The 21,515-nt window shown below is 65.0% G+C and carries 16 protein-coding genes; 7 read left to right on the forward strand and 9 right to left on the reverse strand.

Annotated elements, in window-relative coordinates; all coding sequences use genetic code 11:
• The first annotated feature begins 103 nt into the window (after positions 1-103).
• Positions 104-799, forward strand: a complete 696-nt coding sequence (locus OKA05_RS05610; protein WP_264486129.1) for a hypothetical protein — start codon at positions 104-106, stop codon at positions 797-799.
• A gap of 120 nt (positions 800-919) precedes the next feature.
• Here OKA05_RS05610 and OKA05_RS05615 read toward each other — a convergent pair whose 3' ends face one another.
• From OKA05_RS05615 to OKA05_RS05625, 3 genes are all read right to left on the reverse strand, one after another.
• Positions 920-2,164: an efflux RND transporter periplasmic adaptor subunit gene (locus tag OKA05_RS05615; protein WP_264486130.1), complete on the reverse strand. Its 1,245-nt coding sequence runs from the start codon at positions 2,162-2,164 to the stop codon at positions 920-922.
• 31 nt (positions 2,165-2,195) lie between these two features.
• Complete coding sequence (locus OKA05_RS05620; RefSeq protein WP_264486131.1) at positions 2,196-4,565, reverse strand: ABC transporter permease; 2,370 nt, start codon at positions 4,563-4,565, stop codon at positions 2,196-2,198.
• A gap of 111 nt (positions 4,566-4,676) precedes the next feature.
• Positions 4,677-5,399 (reverse strand): ABC transporter ATP-binding protein, encoded by a 723-nt coding sequence (locus tag OKA05_RS05625; RefSeq protein ID WP_264486132.1) that lies wholly within the window; start codon positions 5,397-5,399, stop codon positions 4,677-4,679.
• Positions 5,400-5,509: 110 nt separating this feature from the next.
• Between OKA05_RS05625 and OKA05_RS05630 the strand changes: the two genes are divergently transcribed.
• Together OKA05_RS05630 and OKA05_RS05635 are read left to right on the forward strand one after the other, a co-directional pair.
• Entirely contained in the window at positions 5,510-6,586 is a 1,077-nt protein-coding gene (locus OKA05_RS05630) for a permease (protein ID WP_264486133.1), read from the forward strand.
• Positions 6,586-7,404 (forward strand): TIGR03943 family putative permease subunit, encoded by an 819-nt coding sequence (locus tag OKA05_RS05635; RefSeq protein WP_264486134.1) that lies wholly within the window; start codon positions 6,586-6,588, stop codon positions 7,402-7,404. Before OKA05_RS05630 ends, OKA05_RS05635 begins: the two co-directional genes overlap by 1 nt.
• Here OKA05_RS05635 and OKA05_RS05640 read toward each other — a convergent pair.
• Positions 7,401-9,290: a heavy metal translocating P-type ATPase gene (locus OKA05_RS05640; RefSeq protein ID WP_264486135.1), complete on the reverse strand. Its 1,890-nt coding sequence runs from the start codon at positions 9,288-9,290 to the stop codon at positions 7,401-7,403. The two genes, OKA05_RS05635 and OKA05_RS05640, sit on opposite strands and share 4 nt — an antisense overlap.
• A gap of 109 nt (positions 9,291-9,399) precedes the next feature.
• Here OKA05_RS05640 and OKA05_RS05645 point away from each other — a divergent pair, with 109 nt between their 5' ends.
• Entirely contained in the window at positions 9,400-11,277 is a 1,878-nt protein-coding gene (locus OKA05_RS05645; protein WP_264486136.1) for an ankyrin repeat domain-containing protein, read from the forward strand.
• Here OKA05_RS05645 and OKA05_RS05650 read toward each other — a convergent pair whose 3' ends face one another.
• Positions 11,278-12,885: a hypothetical protein gene (locus OKA05_RS05650; protein ID WP_264486137.1), complete on the reverse strand. Its 1,608-nt coding sequence runs from the start codon at positions 12,883-12,885 to the stop codon at positions 11,278-11,280.
• Between the two features lie 67 nt (positions 12,886-12,952).
• On the reverse strand, positions 12,953-14,071 hold the full coding sequence (locus OKA05_RS05655) for an AAA family ATPase (RefSeq protein ID WP_264486138.1): 1,119 nt from the start codon (positions 14,069-14,071) through the stop codon (positions 12,953-12,955).
• A 92-nt stretch (positions 14,072-14,163) separates the two neighbouring features.
• On the opposite strand from OKA05_RS05655, the gene bla reads away from it, so the two are divergent.
• Positions 14,164-15,066 (forward strand): class A beta-lactamase, encoded by a 903-nt coding sequence (gene bla, locus OKA05_RS05660; protein ID WP_264486139.1) that lies wholly within the window; start codon positions 14,164-14,166, stop codon positions 15,064-15,066.
• A gap of 3 nt (positions 15,067-15,069) precedes the next feature.
• Here the strand turns inward: bla and OKA05_RS05665 are convergent, their stop codons facing one another.
• The gene (locus OKA05_RS05665) at positions 15,070-15,933 is read right to left on the reverse strand and encodes a D-hexose-6-phosphate mutarotase (RefSeq protein WP_264486140.1); all 864 of its coding nucleotides are present in this window, start codon (positions 15,931-15,933) and stop codon (positions 15,070-15,072) included.
• A gap of 246 nt (positions 15,934-16,179) precedes the next feature.
• On the opposite strand from OKA05_RS05665, the gene OKA05_RS05670 reads away from it, so the two are divergent.
• Positions 16,180-17,262 (forward strand): hypothetical protein, encoded by a 1,083-nt coding sequence (locus tag OKA05_RS05670; protein WP_264486141.1) that lies wholly within the window; start codon positions 16,180-16,182, stop codon positions 17,260-17,262.
• On the opposite strand, the gene OKA05_RS05675 is transcribed toward OKA05_RS05670, so the two are convergent.
• On the reverse strand, positions 17,263-18,516 hold the full coding sequence (locus OKA05_RS05675) for a Gfo/Idh/MocA family protein (RefSeq protein WP_264486142.1): 1,254 nt from the start codon (positions 18,514-18,516) through the stop codon (positions 17,263-17,265).
• A gap of 143 nt (positions 18,517-18,659) precedes the next feature.
• On the opposite strand from OKA05_RS05675, the gene OKA05_RS05680 reads away from it, so the two are divergent.
• Positions 18,660-18,914, forward strand: a complete 255-nt coding sequence (locus OKA05_RS05680) for a type II toxin-antitoxin system prevent-host-death family antitoxin (RefSeq protein WP_264486143.1) — start codon at positions 18,660-18,662, stop codon at positions 18,912-18,914.
• A gap of 17 nt (positions 18,915-18,931) precedes the next feature.
• Here the strand turns inward: OKA05_RS05680 and OKA05_RS05685 are convergent, their stop codons facing one another.
• The gene (locus tag OKA05_RS05685) at positions 18,932-21,478 is read right to left on the reverse strand and encodes a DEAD/DEAH box helicase (RefSeq protein WP_264486144.1); all 2,547 of its coding nucleotides are present in this window, start codon (positions 21,476-21,478) and stop codon (positions 18,932-18,934) included.
• Between the last annotated feature and the right edge of the window lie 37 nt (positions 21,479-21,515).

A 21,515-nucleotide genomic window follows, 5' to 3' on the forward strand; every position in this document is an offset into this window, starting at 1 on the left:
GGCGGGCGGACCTCCAAACAGCATCCTTTCCACCGCTTCTGGCGAGTGCTATCGAAGGGGGAACCCGACAAACGCCCGGACTCCAACCCGAACTTCCACGATCATGAAAACCGCCCGTGTGGCTGCCGCCTTCCTGCTCTCCCTCGCTGCCGCTCACGCCCAGGACGTGCGGAAGGTCGCCTTCCGCACGCTGGGCCTGGAGGTTTTGCCCGGGCTGAATGAAGTCCATCTGCTGGCCGCCACGCCCAAGGGCAAGGCGGTGACGGTACCCGTCCATGCCCTGTCGATGTCACCGGTGGTGGAGGGTGAGTTCAAGGGCGACGAGGCCGTCTTCTTCGCGAAGGCGGGCGACACCGCCACTCCCGTCGCCAAAGGCAAGCTGACGAAGTCGAAGCGACAGGTGCTGTTCTTCCGGCCGGTGAAAAACGAGCAAGGTGAGGGCAGCTACGAGATCCACGCCTTCGATGACGATGTCGCTGACTTCAAGCTCGGCTCGGTCCGGGCAATCAACCTCTCGCCCAAGACGATTCGCTTCAACATGGCCGGAAAGGAACTGTCATCGATCCCGCCCGGCGGCAATGTGGTGTATCCGCAGCCAAAGGAGGTCGATGAATTCGGCATCTATCCTGCGATCGTGGAGGCCCAGGGCGATGGCGACGCGTGGGCGAAGGTCTACTCGTCGAGTTGGAAGTCCAGCGACCGGCGGCGCGAGATCGTATTCGTGGAATACGAGGACCGGTTCAAGCAGTGGTCGATCAAGCTGATGAGCGATGATCCACCGTCGCAGCAGGGGAAGTGATTGGGCGGCGCATCTCGACAGGGAGCGCGGAATTCATTCCGCACGAGTCCACGGTAAAGTCGGCAGTTCTCATGGCTCCGGGTGGAATGAATCCCGCTCTCCTAGTTCCCGAGGCGCTGCCTACTTCCGCTTCGTCACCGCCGTGCCGTCCTTCACGGTATCGGGCGGGTGAAGCAGCACCTCATCACCTTCGGAGAGCCCGGAAATCACATCGGTGAAGTGGCCGTCGGACTTCCCGGCTTCGAGGGAAACGGCCTGCGCCTTGCCATCGCGGAAGACGAAGGTCTTCCAGGCATTTCCTTCGCGGAACAAGGCCCCGGCGGGAACGACCAGCGCGTCGTCGCTGTGCCATACGGCGACTCGGACTTCGACGCGGTAGCGGTCACCCAGTGCCTTGGCCTCCTCCGGCGGATTCACCAGATCGCACAGGACGAAAACGCGCTGCTCTTCCACGCCGAGCGCGGAGATCTTGGTGAAGGCCGCGGGTTCGATGCGGCGGACCCGGGCTGCGAGTGGCTGGGGCCCTCCCCATTGCTCGATGCTGACGGCGTCGCCCGGTTTCATCGCCACGGCGTCACGCGACAGGATCTCCGCCTCGATCTCGATGTCCGCCGGATCACCGATCTCGGCGATGGGCGTGCCGGCGGTGACCACCGTCTCGCTCTCCTGCATCACATTGAGCAAGCGGCCGGAGACAGGTGCCTTCACCTCGATGGCGTTTCCTTCGATCGTGACGGCCGGGCGGTCGAGCGCGGCATGAGCTTGTGCGATTTCGTGCTCGGCGACCTTGAGCGCGAACTCCGCGGCGCGGACATCGGCCGAGCGCATCGAGCCTTCCATCTCCGCCCGATCGCGGTCGGCTTGGGAAACGGCGCCGCCTCGCAACGAATGGATGCGGGCGAGGTTGGCATCCGCCATGAGCTGAGCGCTTTGCGCCGCCTTGAGCGTCTCGGTCGCGCGGCTGCGCGCTGCCTCGCGGGTCGCGACGATCGCTTCGGCCAGTGCCTTTGCCCGCGGATCGAGCAGGGGAGCAGCCACGGGTTCGATGGCGGTGAGAAGCGTCTCGCCGGCCTTCACCTCGTCGCCCGCCTTGAAGTGCACGCGGCGCATGCGGCCGGCAAGCGGCGCGGCCACCACGTAACGGTTGCGGATGCGCGTCTTGCCTTCTTCCGAGATGCGGACGGTCAGTGGTGCCCGGGCCACGGTGCCGGTCTCGACTTCGACCGGCTTTGGTTTCAGGCCCATTGCCACGACGGCCACCAGTGCACCGCCGATGAGCCATGGCACCAGCCGGCGCAGCAGGCTTTTCGCGGAGCCACTGCGTTTGCCTTCCCAGGGTGGAGTTTCGCCATTGCCGTTGGACATGTTGCTTGTGGGTGAACGTGAGAGTGAAAGATCAATCGCGCGCCTTCAAGACGCCGACGAGGTCGAGTTTAGAGAGCATGCGGCTGACCAGCGCGAATGACAGCGCCGCAGCGGTCAGCACCACGCCGATGGCGACCGAGTAGGTCGAGGAATCGATGACGATCGGCATGCGCACCGTTTCCGTGCTGAAGGATGCCATGATGAACATGGCGAGCCCCTTGCCGAACATCAGCCCGAAGGGCAGCGCGCACAGCACCAGGATGCCGAGCTCGCCTAACAGGACACTGCGCACTTCCGACAAGCGGAAGCCGACCACGCGCAGCGTGGCGAGCTCGCGGCTGCGCTCGGATAGGGCGATGCGCGCGCTGTTGTACACCACGCCGAAGGCCACGATCACGGCGAGCACAAAGTAGAGCTTGCGGATCAAGCCGATGCTCTGGGCGGTGGTCTTGCGGAAAGATTCGAGCTGGTCGCGCTTCACCATCACCAGCGCGGCGCGCGGCGTGTCCTTTACCTCGCGCATGAATTCATCCCAGCGCGCGTGGTCGATGGTGAGGTAGGCACCGTTGATCGTGTCGCCCTCCTTCAACAGCCGCCGCAGCGCGCGGATGTCCATGTAGGCGGCCACGCCGGCGAAGTCCGTGACCAGCCCGCGGATCGGGACGCCGAGCACCGGGCGGCGACCTTCCATGACCTCCACCTGCACCTCATCGCCAATCCGTGCGCCGATGACTTCGGCGAGCTTTTTCGACATCAGCAGGCCTTCCTCCGGCATCACGATCGGTTCGCCGTTTTCGTCTAACAGGCGATTGAGATCCGTGCCCGGTGCGATGCCGGTGATCGAGAGCTTGCGGTGATGATGGGCGAACCGCAGCCGCGTCGGCACGCTGCGGATCGGTTCTGCGCGGATCACGCCGGGCAGGTGCTCGAGATCGTGGAAGCCCTTTTCCGACGAAGGCTCGACGAGGAATACCGCCGCATCCTGCCGCTGCTGGCGGTTCCACTGGAAGGTGAGCAGGTAGTCGATGCTGTCGGACATCGCGCCGGGCAGCACCATCAGGCCGGTGGCCAGGGCGAGGCCCGCCGTGGTGAAAACCGCCTGCCACGGCTTGCGCTCGATGTTTCGCAGCGCCATCCGGAAGGCCGGGCTGAAGAAGCGGGTGAGGCCGATGCGCTCGAACAACGAGGGCTTGAAGTCCGCCGGCGGCTCCGGACGCATCGCCTCGGCCGGTGGAAGTTTCACCGCCTGCCATACCACCGACAGCACGCCGATCACCGAGGCACCGGCGCTGATGCAGAGCGCCAGCCCGAGCGCGCCGTAGTCCATGCGAAACTCAAGCGAGGGAAAGCGGAAGAAGATCGTGTAAAGATTCACCAGCCCGCCGCCCATGAAGCGTCCGGCGATGCCACCGATCAGCGTGCCCAGCGCGCCGATGACGAAGACGAATTTCAGGTAGTGTACCCCGACCTGCCGCGATGAATAGCCGAGCGCCTTCATCTGCGCGATCTGTTCGCGCTGGAGTCTAACAATCCGTGCGAGCACCGCATTCACCATGAACGCGGCCACGCTGAGGAAGACCAGCGGGTAGGCCACGGACAGGGCCTTGAGCACGCGCAACTCGTCATCCAGCCGCTGCGCGGACGCCTGGTCCTTTCTCATGTAGGCTCCGCTGGCACCGTAAGGAGCGAGCAATCGATCCATCTGCGCAATCACCGGCTCGGCCGCCGCACCGGGAGCCATGTCGAGAGCGATGTCATTGAAGGCACCATCCAGATTGTAGGCAACGGCGAGCGCGCGATAGGGCATCCAGATCACGCTGAAGCGGCGATGATCGGGGAGAGTCTCACCGGCCCGCGCCTCGAAGACAAACTCCGGCGACAGGCCGATACCACAGATCTGCAGCGTTTCTCGGTGGCCATTGATCACCGCCACCAGTGAGTCGCCGGGGCGCAGGCCATTTTCGTTTGCGAAGGACTCTCCGACCACCACCTCGCGCCGCGTATCCGTCTGCGGCATGCGACCGCTGCGGAGGAAGATGCGGTTGAGCTTCGGTTCGCTGCCATCCTCCGGCAGCGAAATGATGTGCCCTGTCGCGGGCTCGGCGAGGCCAGGAAGGTCCAGCGTCACATCCACCGCCACCCGCGCCTCGACGGTGGAAACGCCGGGCAGCGCCGCAACGCGGTCCGCCATGGAGAGCGGCGCGCGCTTCAGCGTGGCGAAGACATCAGCCAGCGCGAATTGCTGGTAATAGGCATCGCGCGTTGACTCCAAGGTGAGGATCAGGCTGCGCGTCATGATCATCATCGCCAGCCCGCAGGCCATCACCAGACTGACCGCCACGACCTGGCCCTTCATGCGGCCAAGATCGCGCAGCAGCTTGCGATCGAGCGGGTGGATCATGGGAAAAGTTGAGAGTGGATGGTCGAGAGTTGAGAGTGAGCGGGGGTGAATTGAGTGGCGGCTGTTTGGGATTCGCTCTCAACCATCAACCATCAACTCTCAACATCTGCGTCACCACTTCAGCTCGCGTGCCGGAAGCCGCACCGCGTTGCGTTGCTCGTTGACGATCTTGCCGTCGGAAAGGTGCAGCACCCGGTCCGCCATTTCCGCCATCGCGGCGTTGTGAGTGATCACCACGGTCAGCGTGCCGAGCTCGCGGTTGATGCGCTCGACCGCCTCCAGGACGGTGATGCCGGTCGTGACGTCGAGCGCGCCGGTCGGTTCGTCGCAGAGCAGCACCTCCGGCCGCTTGGCGATGGCGCGGGCGATCGCGACGCGTTGCTGCTCGCCGCCGGAAAGCTGCGAGGGGAAATGATCCATGCGCTTGCCGAGGCCGACCATATCCAGCGCGTCTTCCGGCGTCATCGGGTCGGCGGAGATGTCGGTGATCAGCGCCACATTCTCCCGCGCGGTGAGGCTGGGAATGAGATTGTAGAACTGGAAGACGAAGCCGACGCAGTTGCGGCGGAAGGAGGTGAGCGTGCCCTCGTCCGAGCCATCGAGCGGCCAGCCCTTGTAGCGCAACTGGCCGGAGGTCGGCACATCGAGGCCGCCGAGGATGTTCAAAAGCGTCGATTTCCCGCTGCCGGAAGCGCCCAGCAGACAGACCATTTCGCTGGCGCTCATTTCCAGATCCACCCCGTGCAGCGCGACCACATCGAGCTCGCCGGTGTGATAGACCTTGCGCAGTTGTCGCGCTTGAAACACGACACCGGTGGAAATCGGGACGCTCATCGGCGGCGCGACGATAACCGGGATCGCTGGCGTGACAACCGATTGCCTGCGGATTGCATGCTCGGTCGGTCGGGTTTGACAGCACCGGCGGCAGCCCCTTTCCTCCGGACGTGTCGCCGGACTCCCGACAGGACTTCGCCTTCGCCTTCCTGAGCATTCTGTTCGAAGGCGCGCCGTTCATTTTGTTGGGCACGCTGATCAGCGGGTTCATCGACATCTATCTGCCGGCCGGCACCATGGACCGCCTGCTGCCGCGGCGGAAATTCCCGGCCATCTTGGTGGCGGGATTGTTAGGCTTCATCCTGCCGGTCTGCGAATGCGCGGTGGTTCCGGTGATCCGCCGGTTGGTAAAAAAGGGCCTGCCGGTGTCCTGTGCGCTGACCTACATGCTCGCCGCGCCGATCGTGAATCCGATCACAGCCCTGAGCACATGGAAGGCCTTCAAGGGCCCGGAGATCCCGTTTGGCGAGGGGGTGACCTATTCCGCCAGCCTGGTGATGACCGCCTCGCGGCTCGGCCTCGGGTTCCTGGTGGCGGTCGCGGTCGGCCTGATCGTCTCGCGGATTCCCATGGTGAAGATCCTCCGGCAACGGCTGGTGGACAGCCTGGCCAAGGACAACACGCCGGTTCCTGCCCACGCGCACGATCATGGCCATGATCACAAGAACTGTGGCCACGATCACGGCCACGACCATGGTCACCACCACGAGCATCACGAGGGCTGCGGTCACGACCACCATCACCACCACCACGACGAAAAAAACGACAACCGGCTGGTGGCGGCGTTCCGCTCGGCGATGCGGGATTTCGTGGATGTCGGTGTCTATTTCGTCATCGGCGTCGCGATCACCGCGCTCTTCAATACCGGCATTGCTCCCGGTGCGGAGTGGCTCGACACCCTGGCGAAGAATGATCTCGTCGCTCCGGCCGCGCTGATGGCCCTGGCCTTCGTGCTCAGCCTGTGCAGCACCTCGGACGCGTTCATCGCCGCCACCTTGGACAAGTTCACCTACGGCGCGAAGCTTGCCTTCCTGGTCTTCGGGCCGATGCTGGACGTGAAGCTGCTCTTCCTTTACCAGACGGTGCTGAAAAAGCGCTTCATCCTGTGGCTGGCGCTTGGCCTGTTCGTTGCCATCGGAGCGGCGTCCATCGCCTGGCAAGCCGCCATCTTCACGCTCGCCAAATAGTGAATCCGAAATTCCAGCGCGTGCTCTTCTCGCTCGCCCTGCTCACCTGGGCGGGAGTGCTGATCTACTTCTACGCCAGCGGCCGGATCGTGAAGTACCTCGCGCCGGACTTCCGTCCGCTGGTGATCGTTGGCGGCCTCGGCCTCGCGGTCGTCGGGCTGTTCAATCTGCTGACCGCCACGCAGGACGCCTCGTGCGGTCACGATCACGGACCGGACGACACGCACGACCACGAGAGCCTCGACGTCCATCCGGTGGCGGCCTTCCTGATCCTGCTGCTGCCGCTTTGCGTCGGCGTGGCGTGGACGAAGGACGCCTTCTCGCTCGGCTCGCTCACTCGCAAGGGCCTCATGGATAGCCCGGCGGATGCCAGCTCGCTGTTTCTCGGCTCGTCGATGCCGAAGCTGACCAAGGAGCTGATCGAAAAGCAGCACCCGAAGAACGCGGACGGCTACCACACCTTCGGCCTCATGGAGCTGTTCTTCAGCGCCGGCGACCCCGAGATGCGCGATCTCGTGGAGGGCATGCAGGTCGAAACCGAAGGCCGCGTGGTCAAGGACCCCGATGCCGCCTTGCCGACCCAGCGCCGTCTCTACCGTCTCTTCATTACCTGCTGCGCCGCCGACAGCCGCGCCATCCCAATCATCGTCCGCTTCAAGGGCGAGGCCCCGCAGGTGGAGGAAAACGCGTGGATGAAGCTGTCCGGCACCATGCGCTACCCGGATGAAGGCGAGGGCAATATCCCGGTGCTGGAAGTCGATCACGCTGCCGAGGCCGCCGCGCCGCCGGAAGAGTCCTTCATGCGGTCGAATTTCTAACGGAACAGCAGCCTCAGGCTGTTCAGCACCACTAGGACCGTCGAGCCCTCGTGACCGAGCACGCCGATGGGAAGGGGAATCCATGAGCCGAGGGCGGCGAGGGCGAGCAGCACCACCACGCCGAGCGAGATGGCCAGGTTCTGCCGGATGATCTTGCGGCAGCGGCGGCTGAGCTGCAGGGCATCGAGGATCCGCTCCAGCCGGTCCTGCGTGAGCACCACGTCAGCTTGCTCTAGCACGGCATCGCTGCCGCGCAGGCCCATGCCGATCGAGATGTCGGCGGCGGCGAGGCTCGGTGCGTCGTTCACGCCGTCGCCTGCCATCGCGACGATCTCGCCCTGCGCCCGCCACGCCTGGATCGCGGCCACCTTGTCCTCGGGATGAAGGCCGGAGCGATAGTCTGACAAACCGAGTTCGTCCGCCACCAGCCGCGCCGATTCCTCACGGTCGCCCGTCAGCATGGTCACGCGAATGCCTTCATCGGCGAGCTGCTTGATGAGCGGTGCGGCCTCGCTGCGGGGCGCGTCGCGCAGGAGCAGCCGGCCTTTCAGATCGCCCGCCTTCACCAGCACCTCGGTCAGTCCCGGCGCGGGATCGGGCAGCGCGGAAAGCCATGAATCGTCCGCAAACATGGAACGCCGGCCCTGGCTCGCGGACACACCCCCCACCATTGCCCGCAGGCCTTGGCCCGCCAGCGATTCGAATTCCGTCGCCTGCTTCCGCTCGATGCCCCGGCGCAGGCTTTCCTTCACGATGGCCCGCGACAGCGGATGGGTGGAGTTCTCCGACAGCGCCGCCGCGACCGCCAGCAGTTCGTCCTCTTTTCCCGGTGTTTCGGACTTGCAGTCTAACAACTCCAACTCGCCCTTGGTCAGCGTGCCGGTCTTGTCCACGGCGAGCCGCTGGATGGTGGCCAGGTTTTCCACCGCCACGCCGCCGCGGAAAAGGATGCCGCGCCGCGCTCCGGCGGCGATTCCGGCGAGCACCGCGCTCGGGATGGAAATCACCAGTGCGCACGGTGAGCAGACCACCAGCAGCGTCATCGCACGATAGAAGGCCGACTTGCCATCATGCTCCATGAATGCCGGCACTCCCGCGACGAAGTGCCACCACAGGAACATCACCAGCGAGAAGCTGAGGATTCCTACGGTGTACGTCGTACCAAACCGGTCGGTGAAGCGTTGCGACGGAGCCTTGCTCGCCTGCGCCTCGCGGATCAGGCGGATGATGCGGTCGTTCGCGCTGTCGCCAGGGGCGCGGGTGATCTCGGCCTCCAGCACGCCCCAAGTGTTGAGCGTGCCGCCGAAGACGGTATCGCCGGGGGTCTTGTCCACCGGCACCGATTCGCCGGTGATGGTCGATTCGTCGACGGCGCTCTCGCCCTTCGTCACCCTGCCATCGGCGGGGAATTGCTCGCCGGGCAGCACGCGGACAGTGAGGCCGGCCTTCAGGGTGCCAACCGGGATCTCGCGGGTGCCACCGTCCTCGACCAGCAAGGCCTGCTTCGGTGCTTCGCGGAACAGGCTGCGGATCTCGCGCTCGGTGCGCGCCATCGCCATCGCCTCCAGCGCACCGCTCAGTGAAAAGAGGAACAGCAGTGCGGCGCCCTCCCACCACGCGCCGATCAATGCCGCGCCGACTGCCACGGCGAGCATCAGGAAATGGATGTCGAGACTCAGCCGGCGGAGCTTCCCATAGGTCTCGATCGCCGCCTCCCACCCGCCAGCGAGGTAGGCCACCGCATAAAGGCCGGTCGCGACGTTATGTGGGGCACCGGCTCGCTCGGCCATCACCCCGGCCAGCGTCGCCAGCCCGCACACCGCCGCCGACATAAGCAACCACGGCCAGGCCTCTCTTTCCCCGCTATCCATGATTGCAGCATGCATCACCGGTCCGCTCTACGGCAAGGTACCGCTTTCCAAAGCCGCCGCGTGGATTATCGCGGGTAGGATCTTGTCCGCGCGACCGTCGCGTGATAAGTGGTTCCGGTCGCCCATGTCCTCTCGTTCCGCCATCCGGATCGCTGCCACCGTATTGCTCGCGGTGTCCGCGACTGCGTGCCGGAATCCCCAGCGCGAGGCCATGCGGGAGCTGGAGAAGCGTGGGGTGGAGGTTTCGGGCGCGTCGCTCCTTGCGGCAGTGCAGGATGGCAATACGGATGTCGCCCGCCTGCTCCTCCAGGCGCAGGTTTATTCAGGCCAGCGTGATGCCACGGGCCATTCGCCGCTCCACCTCGCCATCGACCGCGGCTTCTCCGCCATCGCTTGGGAACTGATTGAGAATGGTGCCGATCTCGCCGCGACCACTCCCTCGGGAGTCACCCCCGTTTCCCTTTCCGTGGCCAAGGGCGAGACAGCCATGACCGATCGCCTGCTCGATGCCGGCGCTCCGCCAGAGGGCCTCACCCCGGATGGCGACAAGGTGCTGCCGTGGGCGATCCGCAACGGCCGGCTCGCCTTCGTCCGCCGCCTCATGGAAGGCGGTGCGGATCCGCATCAGAAGGACGCCGCGGGCAATCCGCTGCTCCACGTGGCGATCGAGGCCGGCCGCCGCGACCTCATGGCGGAGCTGCTTGCGCTCGGCGCGGATGCCGCTGCAGTGAATGCCGTGCACGAGTCATCTCTGGTCGCCGCCCTGCGGAAAGACTGGCGGGACCTCGCCGGACCGCTGGTGAAGGCTGGCTCCGATCCGAACCTGCCCGACCGCTCCGGCCGCACGCCGCTGGAGACGGCCATCGATTCCCGCGATCTCGGCCTTGCGAAAACGCTCGCCGCCGTGGGTGCTCGTCCGCTCGGCGGCTCGTGGGGGGATGCGCTCTGGAAAGCCTACGATCGCCGCGAGCTCGATGCATGCCGGCTGCTGCTTTCGCTCGGCGTCTCGCCGGAATCCCGGAACACCCGTGGCCGCCGGCCCCTCGAGGCAGCGCTCGCCGATGACCGCGTGGACTTCCTCCATCTCTTCCTCTGCTATGGCGCGGATGGTCGGCCGCTTTACTACGAGGCTTGTCGTAGAAAGCGCGACTACCATGCCGCGTTGATTGCGGCGCATGGCGGCCAGCCGCGCACCTTGCCCGCACCGTTTCTCGATACGCCGCTCGGCCTCGCCATCCGCGAGGGCGATTCCCGCACCGCGGCGCGTCTGCTCGACCGCGGCGCGCGGCCGGACCAACCGGTCGCCGAGGGACAGTCGCCATTGCACCTCGCCATCGTCCTGCAACGGGCTCGCATCGTGAAGGAACTGCTGAAGCGTGGAATCGACCCGAACACGCCGCTGTCCTCCAAGGTCTCGGATTCGTTTCTCCAGGTCGTCCGCGGAGGCACCCTCCGCTGGCTGCTGAAGAACGACACCAACGTGACACCCATCATGCTCGCCGCCGACAGCGGCTGTACTGACACCGCCCGCGCCTTGCTCGCCGCCGGCGCGCGCTCCAGCGTGTGGACCAAGCGCAACCGCATGTGGCCGCTCAATATCGCGGCGCGGAAGAGCGACGTGAAGATGATGCGTGTGCTGCTCGGCAAGGATCCCGTGGTCGAGCAACGCCGCATCATCGTCGATCTCTCCGACCAATGCGCGGTGATCTACGACTCGTCCGGCCTGGAGCTTTTCAAGACCTCCATTTCCACCGGCCGCAAGGGCTACGCCACGCCCACCGGCACCTTTGCCATCACCAACAAGTACCGCACCTGGACCTCCACGCTCTACGACGCGAGCATGCCCTGCTTCCAGCGCTTTAGCTGCGGTGATTTCGGCTTCCATCAGGGCAACGTTCCCGGCTACCCGGCATCCCACGGCTGCATCCGCGTGCCGGCGGGCAATGCCCAGAAGCTCTTCGCCCTGACCGAACTCGGCGACCGGGTGGAAATCCAGCCGTAGTCACTCGGAAAGGGCGACCTTCACCCGCGCGAAGCGCTGCGGTCCGTCCGAGGGCCATGTGATGGTTCGCTTCACGAAGCCGGGTTCGTCGGGCGAGTAGGCCGCAGTCGAAGATGAGGCACCGACCGGCAATGTCGTGCTGCCGGCGAGATCAGTGAGGTCGCTGGAAGTTTCCACGATGTACGAGAGACCTCGTACTACGGCATCGCTGCGCTCCGGGTAGGTCAGGGTGATCGTCCCGCCCGACTCCGAAAGCATGGGCAGCAATGGGTTGCCGCCGGGCAAGAGCATGGTGCCGCTTTCCGGATCGCCGCCGAGGGCATACTCGAGAAGGTTCTCCAGCCCGTCGGAATCCGGATCATCGCCTTCATCCGCCTCGGTCAATCCCGCTGACCACGCGGCGTAGGATGGTAGCAACGTGAATGATGGTTGCGGGTTGGCCGTGGCGGTGGTGTCGGACTCGACGGCCACGTTTGTATCCAGCGAAGCCACCGCCGGTAGCGACGCCCAGGTCGCCGTGGCCACGATGCTGTCGCCGGAGGACATGACTGCCTTGCGGATGGACCAGACGCCGCCGCCCATCGACTCGACGATCCAGCCGGGCGCGGTCACCGAGTCCGGGGCCTCGGCCGGATCGAAGGAGAGCGTGAGTGCCACGTTCCCGGTCGTTTGGCCGCCGGTGTTTCCCAGTGTGAACGTGAGATCGCCGGCATGAGCCTGCCGCAAGGTGCCGGGCACCGCGGCAGATGCCAGGGACAGCGTGGTGGGCGTGTATTCGGCCGGCCGCATGCGGTAGCCCATGGGGTTCAGGATCGAGTCGATCTGAGTGATGTAGTGGGGTACAAAAGTACAGTAGCCGTAGTACTTCGACCCATCGTCGTCCGCTTGGGCGGCGAGGCCGACCAGCGCCGGCTCGTTGTTGTACTCGACAAATACCGGGCTGCTGGAATCTCCGGGACCCGGTCCATAGTGGCAGTCATCAGGAATTCCGCTCGCTATCGCGTATTCGAATTCGAACATCCGCGTGATGTAGTTGGGCGCATAGGGGGCATTGGCGAAGTCATCGATGCTCGAGAGGCCACCTGTGACGGAGTTTCCAGTCACTACAGGGTTCTTTCCCAAGACCATGATCGTGTCGCTCTTAAGCTGTCCCTCCGTCAAATTGTTCCGATAGCGTACCGGCCTGACGGTGACTGGCAGCGGCGAAGAGAGCTGTGCGACCGCGAGGTCCACCATAGTAGCTCCGTCGAGGATGCTATTGAACGGGCTTATGATCCGGGTATGGACCTGGCCATCCGAGGCGACGAAGCGGGCCGACCAATTCCCGTTGGTGAAGGCGCCCTCAAGATGCCGGACCGACAATACATGCCGCGGTGAGACCAGCGTGAACTGCGTGGCGCTTGCCGCCGGGTTGCCGTTAATCCACCACCACCCCACGCCCGTGAACTTTGAGGCGTTGTGCAGGAACCCCGGGTTCATCACCGGGTTGTTTGGGAAGCCCGAGGAGAAGCGATCGTGCAGCCCGGCATTGTAGGTGCGGAGTTCAAGACCTTGCACTGGCACCAGAACTGATAGCGCCAGCAGCGAAAGATGGAGAGGGTGATTCACAGCAAACGCAACATAGACAGGGAATCGCTCGGGCGCCAGCCCCGCTCCGTTACGATTGCTTATGGGCTTATTCTTCGTCGAAGGTCCACGTCCTGCCCGTTCCCTCATCCCCCTCCAGCCGGGTTTCGCCCTGAAACGAGACCAGCTTGACCCACTTCGCCTCGCAGCGCTCCCGGATTCGCTCGGCCAGCTCGCGGGCGTGGGTCACCACGATGAGCTGGGTCTCCGGCGGCACTCTCGCCATCAGGTCGGCCAGCGGTTCCAATAGTGACGCGTGCAAGCTGCTCTCCGGTTCGTTGAAGACCAGCAGCGGCGGCGGCTTCGGCGTCAGCAACGCGGCGCACAGGCAGAAGAATCGCAGCGTGCCATCGGAAAGTTCGCTGGCGTCCAGCCAGCGGCCGAGTTCGTCGCGCGAGAGCTGGAGTTGGAACCGGTGCTGGTCATCCACCGGCCGCCAACTGCTGCCGGGAAAGGCCTTCGCCACCACCTCATCCAGCATTTCCCTCCGCCCGGACTCGGCGATGCTTTGCAGGTTCGCCGCGAGGTTCGCGCCGTCGCTTGCCAGCACTGGCGACCAGAAGCCGACCCGCGACCGCCGCAAGGCGGACTCCGGATCGACGCGGAAGTGATGGTAGAAGCGCCAGGCTAACAGTGTCTCGCGCACCGCCGTGAGCGCCGGGTAGCGCAGTCCATCGCGCACCTCGCTGAGCATCGATTCCGGCAGGTGATAGGGCAGGGGGATGGTCTCCATCTTCCCATCGTCCCCGCGCACGCTGATCGCGGTGGCCATGCGCTTCGCCATCGGCCGGCCCTTTTTGCCCCCGAGGCGGATGATCTCCGTCTTGATGTCGGGATCGGTGCGGAACATCGTGGGGTCACCCGGTGTCGTGGGGATCAATCCGCACTCGTGGGAGAAGGCGAAGTGATCGTCCTCGATCTCCCAACCGACGCGCCGCGGCTCGTCCTTTTTTCTCTGCATGCCGGCCCACATCAGGCCCGGCATGCCGCCCTCGGCCTCCACCGCTTCGGCGAAGCTTCCTGCCGCCATCCGCTGCAGCAGCGCGAGGGAGCGATAGAGGTTGGATTTCCCCACACCATTTTCGCCGGTGATCACGGTGATGCGCCCGAAGCGGATCCGGAAATCCCGGAGCGAGCGGTAGCCGCGGACGTGGAGGGTGCGGAGCACCGGAAATGCCTGTCCGATGTCGGGTGCCTTGGCAAGCAGCCGCCGCGGACCTTCCCCTTGTTGGTCCGCGGAATCCGGCTTACGGGGAGGAGATGAACGCTGCATTCCAGACCCTCGCCGCCATTGCGCTGGCCTTGCTTGGTGGAATCCCATCCGCATCGGCGGACGAGCGTCCAGGCCGGGAGAAGGCATTCGCGGAAGGCATGGCCAAGCTCGAGTCGCGGCACGGCGGACGGCTTGGCGTGACCGTGTTGGAATTGGACAAGCGGGCAAGCCTTTCCCACCGCGGCCGCGAGCGCTTCGCGATGTGCAGCACCTTCAAGTTCCTCCTCGCCGCCGCGGTGGCGGCACGAGTCGATGCCGGTGACGAGCAGTGGGACCGCAAGATCGCCTACGGGAAGAAGGACCTCATCCCGTGGACGCCGGTGACCGGCAAGGAAGAGAACCTGAAGGCTGGCTTCATGACCGTCGACGCCTTGTGCGAGGCCTCCATGACGTGGAGCGACAACACCGCTGCCAATCTTCTCCTCGCCACCATCGGTGGCCCGGAAGGTCTCACTCGCTATCTCCGGTCGATCGGGGACGCGACCACACGGCTCGATCGCATCGAACCCGACCTCAACGCGAATGTCCGCGGCGACGAGCGCGATACCAGCACGCCCGATGCGATGATCGCGACCATGGAGAAGCTCTTGTTCGGAACGCCTCTCACGGACGCGTCCAAGGAAAAGCTCATCGGCTGGTTGGTCGCCAACCATACCGGCGACAAGCGCATCCGCGCGGCGATGGATCCCGCCTGGCGGACCGGCGACAAGACGGGCACCGGTGAAAACGGCGCCGCCAATGACATCGCGGTCGTTTGGCCGGAGGGCCGCAAGCCGTTCCTCATCGTCGTCTTCTACGATGCCGCCGAAGCCACTCCCGAGCAACGCGAGACCGTCATCGCGGACGCTGCCAAGCAGGTCCGCGAAACGCTTGTGATAGAGAAACGATGAACCTCAGCTCACTGCGATGCGCGTCCGCAGCACGTGGTGAGCACCAGGCTCGATCGTGACCTCTGCACCGGGTGCGTTCGCGGTTTCGACGCAGATGAAGCGCCGGAAATCCTCCGCCGGCAGGTCGCCGAGGTTCGCGGCTTTTTCCGGACCGGGGTTCCAGACGATGGTGGAAGCGCTGCCGTGCTTGTGGATCTGGAGGGTCCGCCTGCCATCGCGGATGGTGGCCGTGGATGTCGAGGCGTAGATCCGGTCGATCTCACCTTCGACTTTGATGTGGCCTGCCTGCACGCCGGGCTCTCGTCGGCCACCGGCGGTTTCGACAAATGAGGCACCGTCCAAGCCGGCGATTTCCACGTTCGCGATGTCATCGACTGCGAGGTAGGTGTGCAGCGCTCCCGTCATGCAAAACGGCGTGCTGCCGGGATTGTGCGATGAGAGCGAAACGTGGAGTTCCGCACCGAGCCGGACCTCGACGATGGCATGGAATTCCTGATCCCAGATCGCCCGGGTGGCATCGGCGGATTTCAGCTCAAAGCGGAGTTCGACCGATTCGCCGCCATCCTGGCTATCGGTCAGCTGCCAGAAGCGGTTGCGCGCGATGCCGTGCGCGGGCTTCGAGGGATCGGTCGGGTGGGCATTGAACCACGGCCAGCAGATCGGGATGCCCCCGCGGATCGCCTTGCCCTCCCGCAAGACCGTCTCCGGGCTGCAATACAGCACCGGCTCGTGGCCGGCGGGCTGCCACTCCATCACGTGCGCCCCGTGCAGGGCCACCCGCGCCCGACAGGATGGATGATCGATCTCCAGCACCGGGTAATCCTTCGCGGGATAGGTCAGGCGGACGCAGGCGGGCGTTGCGATCATGGCACCCACGCTAAGCCCCGATGCCCGTCCCGCAAGGGGCAGGAGGCGATCGATGGATGAGATTCTCCCATGTCGCCCATGCGTCCCAGCCGCGAACTCCTCGAGATGGCGATGCGATTCGCAGGAGCCGAGAGCTAGGCGTCTTGGGCCGGCCCGCAGCGGGCGGCCTCGGCGCGGGAAGTGCTTCGCGATTGTAAAATATTCGCAGTTATGACCTTATCGACTTTAACCTGATCCGTCGCCTTCATGCTTCGCTCTTGCCTGATCCTCTTGCTGCTCGTTCCTCTCCCCGCCTTCGCGGAGGTGGACTTCGTCGCCGATTTCGAAGCAGGCAGCCAATGGTTCACCGAGCCATGGTCAGCCGCGGCCCGCACGGAGATGGAGGCGTTTCTCGAGGACGTCGGCCCGCTATTCGACTCCGAGGCCACGGTGCGGGTGCGCATCACCGATGACGAGGACGTCGCCTATGCCTCCGCCTTCAGCACGTGGCACGAACGGATCCCCCACGAGACGACCGGGGGTGAAATCTTCGCACCGGCCCCCTGGATGATCATGGTGAAAGGAGTCCACAAGCCGGCAATGACCTCCGATGTCACGCTGAACTGGAACCTCAATGTTGCCGCCCTCTATGCCGGCAATTCGGCCGACTTGATCGCCAATATCCGCGGCCTCGGACGGCATGAGATGCACCATGCCTTCGGCGCTTCTACCACTCTCTATCTCGAAAGCGGGGTGTACGACCCGCGCGGCAAACTGATCAATGCGAGTCTGATGGATACGCTCGTCCGCGATCAGGACGGCAATACCTTGCTTGGAACGTACAACGTCGTGAGCGGTGCCTACCTCGTCAAATCCTTCACCCTGGCAGGGGACTGGCAGTTGGCTCCCTACCTCACCGGTCTCTATTTTCAAGCCCGCGACCGGCAAGGCAGGATGGTGCCGATGGCTCCCATCAGCGGGAGCAACTACATCGACTTCAGCCACATCAAGGGCATCTCGTACGTGAACGATCACCCGACCTGGAGCACCTACGTCGATACCGATCTCAATTTCCTCCGCGCGCTCGGCTATCCACTGGCCATCGACTCCCCCCTGCTCCAGCAAACGGTGCCGGTCACGGGCTACACCTTCACAGCCAACCAGGCTTCGCTGACCTTCAACACGGTCATCGGCCGCCACTACCGGCTCGCCACCTCGACCGATCTCAGTCACTGGAGCGTGCTCCCGGTCGGGAAGCCTGGCACCGGCGCATCGGTGGGTTTGACTTCTCCCATCAATCGCTCGACGGATCCACGGCGATTCTTCCAAGTGGTGGAGATCGCCGAGTAATCACCTCGCCGGCATCGGCGCGCCCCGCTGCACGCGGGAAGCCTCCGCGAGAAAGGCGAGCCGGTGGCCCGCCAAGCCATCCAGCCCAGGCGGCAGTGCCTGCGGACCTTGGAACAGGCGGTCGAGCGAATCGACGATGCCGTAGTCGCCGCCGCCATGGCCGGCATAGCCTTCGTCGGCGTTCTTCACGATTTCCACAGGCTCGATCCGCCCATCGTCGTGATGCCGCAGCCACAGCTCTGGCGATCCCGCTTCGTGGTACGGGAGGCCGCCTTTCAGCGACGCCTTCGTGCCGTAGATCTCGATCGCGCGACCGAAGTCGAAGGCGGTCATCGTGTGGGTCATGGTGATGCCATTCTCCATCACGCAGGCGAGCACCTGGTGGTCCACGACGTCGTTGTCGCAGCGGTAGGCGCAGCGGCCCCAGGGCGAGGTGCGCAGGAAGTCGAGGATCGTCTCATCATCGGCCCCATCCGCGCCATCCATGACCATGCCGAGCCAGCGGCGCTTGTCGGTGAGGTAGCGGTGGCTGTCGTAGAGGCAGTCTTTCGCCACCGGGCAGCCGTCGGTGCAGCGTGCCGGTGCTCCGGCCGGCGCATTCTCCTCGCGGAACCAAGTACGATCCCCATAGGAGGAAAGCGATGCCGCGGGCGAATCGCCGAGCCAGCAGAGGAGGTCCGCATCATGGGAGCACTTCGCCACGATCATCGGCGTCGAGCCCCGCGAGCTGCGCCAATGGCCTCGGACGAACGAATGCGCCTGATGGAACGGCTCCACGCCCTCATGGGTGCGCACCGAGATCACCCGGCCAAGACGACCACTCTCGATCTCCCGCTTCACCGTGGAGTAAAAGGGCGTGTAGCGCAGCACGAAGCACAATGCCACCCGCCGCCCCAACTCGCGGGCGCGGCGATCGATCGCCTCGCAGCGTTCCAGCGACTCCGCCGCAGGTTTCTCTAACAACACATCGTAGCCCGCCTCCAGCGCCGCCATCGCGTGGCCGAAGTGCTGCGAATCCTGGGTGGCGATGATCAGCACGTCCGCCTGCTTGCCGCCGGTGAAAAGTGCTTCCGCCGAGCCGAACGTCTTCACCGCCCCTTCCGGTGCCAGCGCCGCCACGGCCTCGCGCCGCACCGCCACCGGATCAGCAGCGGCCGTGAGGCGGTAGCGCTCACCGAATGACGCGGCAATCTTTGCATAGGTCCGGCCGCGCGAACCGCAGCCGAGTACGGCGATGGACAGGGAAGAGGACACGGGCAAAGGCTTATGCTCAGCCAGCGGTCACCGTCCAGCCGACGTCTTCTGGGAACGACGGTTTTTCCACGGATCAAAGGCCCTTTCCGGAAGGGTTCCCGGAATGATTTTGACCACTTTTCTGACCAGAGTAATGTGGTCCCATGAACGTCCGCCAGATCAGCATCAGCGAGTTCAAGGCGCACTGCACTGAGGAGATCCGCGAGGTGGAGAAGGGCGACCTCGTTCTGGAACTCACCCGGCACGGGAAAACCGTCGCCATGGTCCTGCCGCCGTCTGCCGCACCGTCCGCGCCCACGCTGGAGGACTGGGTGGGCAGCGGTAGGGGAACCGTCACGTTCGCCCCTGGCTACGACCCCGCAGCCTCGGCCTTCGATCCCGGGGACTGGGAAAGTTGAAGCTGCGTCATGGACTGTTAACCCAGCGGCGCGAGCAGCGCCGACAGCGTTCCCTCGTCCGGCGCGGCGGCGCGGGCGGCGTCGGAGAGGAGGCTGTCGGCGAGCTGGCTTTTCTTGGCCTGGAGCTGGTGGATGCGTTCCTCGACGGTGCCTTGGCAGATGAGCTTGTGGACGAAGACCGGTTGGGTCTGGCCGATGCGGTAGGCGCGGTCGGTGGCCTGGGCTTCGGCGGCGGGGTTCCACCAGGGGTCGTAGTGGATCACGGTGTCGGCGGCGGTGAGGTTGAGGCCGGTGCCTCCGGCCTTGAGCGAGATCAGGAAGACGGGGAAGCTGCCGCCCTGGAAGCGCTCGACGAGTTCGCCGCGGTTCTTCGATTCGCCGGTGAGCTTCAAGTACGGCGTCTTTCGTAGTTGGAGGAGCTGCTCGATCAGTTCGAGCATCGAGGTGAACTGCGAGAAGATGAGAATGCGGCGGCCTTCCTCGATGAGGGTGTCGAGCAACTCCGCGAGGTAGTCGAGCTTGGCGGAGCCCGCGGAGTCGGCCTCGAGTTTCGATTCGCCTTCGAACTTCAGCAGCTTCGGCTCGCAGCAGATCTGGCGGAGCTTGAGGAGGGCCTCGAGGAAGACCATGCGCGAGCCTTCGAGACCCTTGATGGCGATCGATTGCCGGACGCGCTTGTCCATGGTGGCGCGGACGGTTTCGTAGAGGTCCTTCTGCGCGGTATTCAGCTCGACCGGGTGGATGAGGATGGTCTTCGGCGGGAGCTCCTTGGCGACCTCGGTCTTGTTGCGGCGCAGGATGAGGGGCGCGACACGGGTCTTGAGGGCGAGGCGGCGGTCTTCGTCGCCGTCCTTCTCGATCGGGTTGCGGAAGCGCCGGTTGAACTCCTCCTGGCCGCCGAGGAAGCCGGGCATGAGGAACTTCATCAGGCTCCACAGCTCGCCGAGGTGGTTCTCGACCGGCGTGCCGGAAAGGCAGAGCCGGTGGCGGGCATCGAGCTGGCAGGCGGCTTGCGCGACCTTGGACGTCGGGTTCTTCACATACTGCGCCTCATCGAGCACGGCGAGGTGGAAGGTGTGGCTCTTCAGAGCGTCGATGTCGCGTTGGACGAGCGCATAGGAGGTGAGGACGAGGTCGGCGTAGGGGATGGAGCGGAAGTACTTTTTCCGCTGTGGGCCATCGAGCATCAGGATGCGCAGCGAGGGCGCAAATTTGTTCGCCTCGGCACGCCAGTTCGGCACCACGCTGGTCGGCGCGACGACGAGCGTGGGCTTGCCCTGCGAGCGGCCGCTCTCCTTCTCGGCGAGGATGTGGGTGATCGTTTGCAGCGTTTTGCCAAGGCCCATGTCATCGGCCAGAATGCCGTGCAGCTCGTGGCGGGCGAGGAACTGCATCCAGTGGAAGCCCGCCATCTGGTACTCGCGCAGCTCGGCCTTGATGCCGCCGGGCTGGGGCATCTTCTCGATGCCGGAAAAGCTGGTGAGCTTGGTGGCGAGCTCGGCGAGACGTTCGGGAGCCTGGATGCCGAGTTCATCCGACGTCGCGATGGCTGCGGCGTCGAGCGGGTGAAGCTTGAGCTTCGAGCCCTTGAAGCGCCGCGGGTCGATCAATGCGGCGAATTGCTTGAGGATGCGGCGGATCCGCGCTGCGGGCAGACGCAGCGCGCGGCCATCTTCCAAGTGATGGAGAAAGTGGCCATCGGCCGGAAACTCCAGCGTGGTCTCCATCGCACCGCGCTCTAACAACTGCGCGAGGATCGGCAGGAGGTCGAGCTGCTTGCCCGCGACGTCGAAGCCGACGGAAAGGTGGAACCAACCGGTGCCATCGTCCTCAAGCTGATAGACGAAGTTCTCCGGATCCAGGTCGATGATCTCATGGCCGACCTCATCGGAGAAAGACACCGTCCAGCCGCTGCCTTCGAGGATGGGTCCGCCGGTGGCGCGCAGCCACGGCCAAAATTCAGCGAGCGCGCCGTGGCTGGGATTCGGAAACCACAAGCCGGCTTCCGCTGCGGAAGACGACTTGCCCTTTCCCGCGAGGCCGAGGAGGAAGCGGAACTGGGAATGCCCGGCGAGACTGGCAAGGCCGGCCTGCTGGAGAGACAGGATCGCATTCATCTCCGCGGCGATGTCGCGACGGAGAACGAGCGGCCCTTGGGGTGTATCGAGCCGGTGCTCGCGCGGGCCAGGGATGCCACCGAGTGAAATACGATGTTCGCCGTATATGGCGACCGGCCGGGCCACCACCCAGTCACCGGTGTCGGGAAACTTGAGGGCCTGGAGCAGCAGCCGGATGACCTTCGTTTCGGTCGCTTCACGGACCACGTCGAGGTGGAAGGTCGGGGTGACTTCCAGATGAGGAAGATCGGCCGGATCGACGGGATTTCCGATCGCGCCGGGAAGCGTGACCTGGCTGCTGCGGACCGGCCGGCCATCGAGCAGGCGCGACAGGTTCTTCGGCTTGCCCGCTTCCTCCAGCATCGCCGCGGCATGCGGGCAAAAGCTGCGGATCTCGCAGGAGCAGGTGCTCTCGAAGTCCCACTCGCCACCCGACGGCCACAGCACCACCTCACAGCGCTCGCCGCCGACCTCGGCGCGGAGG

This window comes from Luteolibacter arcticus (assembly GCF_025950235.1).
In the GTDB taxonomy this organism is placed as follows: Bacteria; Verrucomicrobiota; Verrucomicrobiia; order Verrucomicrobiales; family Akkermansiaceae; genus Haloferula; species Haloferula arctica.